The 5,872-nt window shown below is 27.5% G+C and carries 5 protein-coding genes; 1 reads left to right on the top strand and 4 read right to left on the bottom strand.

All coding sequences use genetic code 11. The annotated features are described in order from the left end of the window. Positions 1–1,275 (top strand): glycoside hydrolase domain-containing protein (locus J418_RS15805; protein ID WP_017896031.1); only part of this gene is annotated, 1,275 nt, incomplete at its 5' end. A 103-nt stretch (positions 1,276–1,378) separates the two neighbouring features. Here the strand turns inward: J418_RS15805 and J418_RS0115215 are convergent. The 4 genes from J418_RS0115215 to J418_RS15800 form a co-directional block, all read right to left on the bottom strand. Next, the gene (locus tag J418_RS0115215; protein WP_136711348.1) at positions 1,379–1,807 is read right to left on the bottom strand and encodes a hypothetical protein; all 429 of its coding nucleotides are present in this window, start codon (positions 1,805–1,807) and stop codon (positions 1,379–1,381) included. 498 nt (positions 1,808–2,305) lie between these two features. Then, a complete protein-coding gene (locus tag J418_RS0115210; RefSeq protein WP_017896029.1) occupies positions 2,306–2,575 on the bottom strand; it encodes a hypothetical protein in 270 nt (89 codons plus the stop codon). Beyond that, positions 2,565–2,834 carry an AbrB/MazE/SpoVT family DNA-binding domain-containing protein gene (locus J418_RS0115205; protein WP_017896028.1) on the bottom strand — a complete coding sequence of 90 codons (270 nt, stop codon included), beginning with the start codon at positions 2,832–2,834 and terminating at the stop codon, positions 2,565–2,567. The genes J418_RS0115210 and J418_RS0115205 overlap by 11 nt, the downstream gene beginning before the upstream one ends. Positions 2,835–3,283: 449 nt before the next feature. Next, positions 3,284–5,197: a type IA DNA topoisomerase gene (locus J418_RS15800; RefSeq protein WP_017896027.1), complete on the bottom strand. Its 1,914-nt coding sequence runs from the start codon at positions 5,195–5,197 to the stop codon at positions 3,284–3,286. Between the last annotated feature and the right edge of the window lie 675 nt (positions 5,198–5,872).

Raw genomic sequence — 5,872 nt, 5'->3', positions numbered from 1 at the left:
TGGGGTTCCACTACTCAGGCTGGATGTCCAACAATTCCTGGTACTAATGCTACTAAGAACTTTATATTATTGCTTCAATATTCTCTATATTGTAATGGATACAATCCAAATGGTTTTGATGGATTATATGGAAATGGACTTAAAACAGCAATAATAAATTTTCAACAGTTTGTAGGTTTAACTGCAGATGGTTATGCAGGATCTCAAACATGGGCATCACTTTTAGTTAGTACAGGCGATCCAAACAGAAAAGGTACGGCATGCGACTGTTCTACAACTATAACAGCTGAAAAAGCAGCCACATTAAAATCCAATGGATACGAAATAGTTGGAAGATATCTTACAGGAATATATGCAATGACATTGGACGAATTAAAAACTATATTTACTAATTATTTTAAAGTTATTCCAATATTTGAAGTTAATGGATATAATTTGGTTTATTTTGTTCCCTCACAGGGAGCATCAGATGCAAGTTATGCAATATCCGCAGCTAATACTTTAGGTTTCCCTGATGGTACAATAATATATTTTGCAGTTGACTTTGATGCCCTAGATATAGACGTGACAAATGCTATAATTCCATATTTTGAGGCAATCAAGAATACATTTACTGAGTTAGGTTCAAACTATAAGATAGGTATATATGCACCTAGAAATGTTTGTAGCAAAATTGCTAATGCAGGATATTCATGCAGTAGCTTTGTATGTGACATGTCTTCAGGATTTAGTGGGAATTTAGGATATACTCTACCACAAGATTGGGCATTTGATCAAATTCATACTGTTTCACTTGGAAGTGGATCTGCATATATAGAAATTGATAATGATCTTTCTTCTGGTAAAAATGGTGGTTGGGAAATACGCGATATAACCCAAGAATTAACAGATTTAATGATAAGATATCAGTATATATATGAATCAGATTGGTCTAGTGATTCAACAATAATACAATTAGCAGAATTTTACGAACTTGTTCGTAATAACGGACCTCTGGATTTGAAAAATCAAGGTTGGGATGATAAGTTTTATTACTTTGATGAAAAAACAATTGGAGGAGATGCTCCTGGAAATATATTATATGGGTACTTAGGAAAAGTATACGGTTGTAGTGATGAAATGTTATGTAGAGCTGCAGGATATGCACAAATTAAAGCAGGAACCAGTGATCCAAGTTGGGGAACTTGGGATGGAGATCCACCATATGGAGATGATCCAAATGATCAGGAAAATATAAAAATTGGAATAACTTATTATGAAAAACTTAATAATTAATAGGAATTAATTATATTATAACATTTCAGCATAAAAAATCGAGATAATAGAAACATTTTTAATATACTTCCATTGTCTCGATTTGTAAAAAAATATAATATTTCTAATCATTATTTTTAATAGCATTTTTCGTTTTATGTATGGATACAGCAACTATACTGCATATTATTACAAGTATATATTGAAATAAACCAACAAATAATTCTACTGATATACCCAAAAAACCAAATCCATAATCATTTGAATTATTATGTAAAAAAAATATTTTAGATGAAACAATATGCCAATAGAGTATATATGATATAGAAATTAGAATAACGTTAATAAACTTTTCATTTAAAAATAAAATGCTTATTGTTGTACAAAATACTGTAAAAGCAATAATGCTTAAAATCAATACTGTAGAATTAGTTAACAAATTAGTACGAGATAATAATAAGTTTATATTAATTCTGGCAATAATGACAAAAATTATGCTTAATAATTGACTCATTAATAATATTTTTAACGGTTTTAATAATTTTAAAGACATATTCATATTAATCTCCTTTATTGATATTGTGACTGATTTTCCTAGAAACAAAGTAATTAAATATAGTGGATATTTAAATTAAAAACACAGGATACGTAGTGTATATAGAAGAAGTTGAAGTGATTGTATCTAAAAAAGATATATCAAATGGAAATAAATAAATAAAAATTAGTATAGTACTTAAGGTAAAAATCAGTATATTATACGATTTTACGTTCATATTATTTTTACAAAAACAATACTAAGGATTAACTGCTTTTTTAATCTGTAGACTATAATATATTTCGAATTAATATATTTAAAATATAAATGATTGATGGAAATTTATATTATATACATTTAATTCTACAATAACATTATTATAATAAATGTTAATTTTTTATAAATACTGTATAAAATACTAATAAATTGTACAAAAAAATAATTTAAATATGAGTTTTAAATTATTTTTTTGTATATTACCCCTATTATAAAAAATAAAACTTTAGATAATTAAATTTATGGATTACCTAAAGTTTTATCATGTCTACCTATATTTCTGAGTAATATTCCATTATCTATATACTGCCATGTTACTCTAATACTCATTGTAATTGTCATCTCAAAAATATCGTTAGTTCCTTGTATTCTCTTTATTCTCAATGAAGGATGAAATTCAGCATATGGATATTCAACAAATCTAGCAAACTGCTTTTTAAATGATTCTTTAATATTATTGGGCAGTTTTTTATATTCTCGCTTAAATTTATCAGTACGTTCAATTATCAAGATCGTCAAACAACTCCTGTACAGAATTAAATTTTTTAGTCTCTCCGTTCTTTATATCTTTATCTGCCTGTTTTTCATCCTGCTGCCATTCTTTACTCCAAAACCATGCCTGATCTTTTGGAACTATAACTACAGGTTTTAGAATAATATTGTTATCCTCAACATCAATATCTATAGAATCCCCAACCTTTAACTTTAATTTCTTTATTACTTCCTTTGGAATTGTAATCTGAGATTTTTCTCTTAATTGAGTAATCATACAATCACCTTCCTAAATTATTATTTTCTTACTTTCTAATTTTATTATATATATTTTTTTATTTTTTGTATACAAAAATTTTATTAAAATTCTATAAAGCAGTATACATTATCTATATCATCCTGTCTAATTCCAAGATACAATTTAGTTATAGATTGATTACTATGGTTCTATAGTTTGAATAGGCAATAAAGACCCAGTCAAGAAATATTACAAAAATTCAATTTACCATGATTTAAATAAAATAAATTCTACATATTAATTGAGATAAAGTAAAGATCAAAAAAAGTAATTATAATAATTTATGATAATTACTTTTAATATAATTTATAAATAATATATTTATAGAAAAAATTTATCTAAAATATATTACAAAATATTTTTCAATTAAAAATGATCCTGGACACATTCTCAAATTTTTATAATACATTTTTAATTATTATTAGAAATTATAACTTTTGAAAATCAAAGTTAACTTTACCATCTTTTAAAATCAATACAGCGTCAAAGCTTTTACCTGCTTTACTTTTAAACCCTTTTATGACTCCTGTGCTTTTACCTGTTATAAGCTTCTTAACTATAGACTCAGTTATATTTTTTCCTGCTATTTGTTTACCTATAAAGAACTTACAGCCTTCCTTCCACCTACTGCAGCCATACCCTGATTTATTACTTGCAATTTTACCTATTTTACATACGGGACACGCACCTAAACTTTCATTTTTAACACTAAAATCGAATGTAACACGTGCGTTTTCTATTTTTAAAGCAGCATTAAAATTTTTTCCTGCTTTACTTTTAAATCCTTTTATAACATTAGTTTTTCCATCTTTCAAAAGTTTTTTTACCACAGCTTCACTTATATTTTTACCTGCAATATTCTTTGCTATAAAAAATTTACAGCCTTCTTTCCATCTACTACAGCCATATCCTGTCCTTCCAACTATAATATTACCTTCTCCACATACAGGACATACACCTAAACTCTTATATTTTTTACTGTCTATTTTATCAATTTTAATGTTATTTCCATTAGTAATTATATTACTTAATTCATTTTTAACTTTATCTACTATAGTATCAATTTCTATATCGCCTTTATATACATTTTTAAGTTGTTTTCCAAACTCAACGGTCTTTTCCTTATCTAAATCAATTTTGAGCTTTTCAAGAGCTTCTATGAGCCTTATTCCTTTACTCTCACACTCTAAATGTCCTTTTGATTCTTTTATATACTCATATTTTTTAGCATTTTTTATAATCCCTGCTCTTGTTGCAACAGTACCTATCTCACAACCCTCTAATATCATTTTATATTCTTCATCATCATTACTATTTTCTAGTTCTTCAACTTCTTTTTTCTTGAAAGGATTTTTAAGAAAATTATTGAGTTCAGATTCAGTAACATTTTTAGGCCTTTGAGTTTGTTTTTCATCTACAGAAAGTTTAGTATTTAATTTCTCACCTTCTATAAATTCAGGAAGTTCATTATCTTTTTTAATTTTCTCATACTTTAAAAATCCCTGCTGCTTTATAACATTACCTTTAAGCTCTATGGACTCATCATCTATTTTAATAAGTACCCTGGTTTCTTCGATTATTGTTTCCTCATTTAAAAAATTACTTATAAACCTATTTTTTATTGCAGCATAAACTTTTTGTTCTCCTTCACTCAATTTTTCTTCTTCTGGAAGTTTTAAAGTTGGAGTAATACAGCTATGGCTTTCGACCTTATTACTGTTAAATATAGATTTCTTGTCTTTAAAATCTATATCTACATTGAATTTTTCCTTTACTGCTGTAATTACACTTTTTATCTTTTCTTTTTCTGTATCTGCAAGATATTCGGTATTTGTCCTTGGATATGTTGTATATCCACTTTCATATAACTTTTGTAAGTGCTTTAAAGTATCATCTAAAGACATTTTATAATCTTTAAACATTTTATTCTGCAAGGTATCAAGGGAAAATAATTTAGGCGGCTGTTTCTTGATTTCCTTTTTTTCAACTTTAGTAACTACAGCTTTTTTATCTTTTAAACTATTTAATAGATCATCAGCCTTTTTTCTTTCATTTGCTAAAAAATGTCTATCTTTAAGTTTTGCTTTTATCTCTAAATTGTCTTTACTTATAACAGCACCTATTTCAAAAAAAGTTTCAGGCTTAAAATTTTCTATTGCTTTATTTCTATCATAGACAAACTTTACTATAGGTATAAAGACACGCCCTACGGGTAAAAAAGACTGACACTTTATACTAAGATACCTTGTTAAATTTATCCCATATGTCCAATCCAGATAAGTCCTTGCAAGACCTTCATTATATAAATTTTTATACTCTCCATCATCTTTTAAATTTCTCAATTCATTACGTATAGTTTGAGTAGTTTGTTCAGGAAGCCATAATCTTTTTACAGGCTTATTAAAATTTTCTTCTTTAAAGATTCGATTAATTATATTATTTACAATAACTTCACCCTCGCGATCCGCATCCCCACAGTATTCTCAAAGTAACCATCAGACTTACTCATATTGCCAATACTTTTAACAACATTCATAGCTAAACTTGGTTTTTCTGCAATAACTAATTTCATAAAATCACTCATTAATTATAATAAATTATCATAATTTACTTTAACATATAAAGGTAGATAAAGAATAAATATAGTGGGGAGCTACACTCCCCAAACCCCTAGTCTACCGCCTTACAGGATGGAATGTAGCAACTCCGTACCTGCGTTGCCACATTCCATCCTTCCAGTTGATGTCCACATGAAAACCCTTATTTCTCTACTCATCTTATCTAAAAAGATATTTTAAATTAAATTGAATTTTATTCGAATATATGATAGAACAGGTAGAGCCAGAACAGGAGCAGGATATAGTTGTTCCCTTATATCAGACAAGTATAATCTGACATAAGAAAACAACTGCTTGAATTGACAGAACAGTATATCACCGTCACTATCGCTATCTTACACCCTATTTGTTGCGTATTTGTTACCTATAAGCTTTCTACAGTACGGTTCTATCCTACTG

The organism is Clostridium tyrobutyricum DSM 2637 = ATCC 25755 = JCM 11008 (genome assembly GCF_000359585.1).
Taxonomy (GTDB): Bacteria; Bacillota; Clostridia; order Clostridiales; family Clostridiaceae; genus Clostridium_B; species Clostridium_B tyrobutyricum.
Note: the sequence above shows the minus strand (reverse complement) of the source record. Positions and strands in the feature narration are given on the sequence as shown.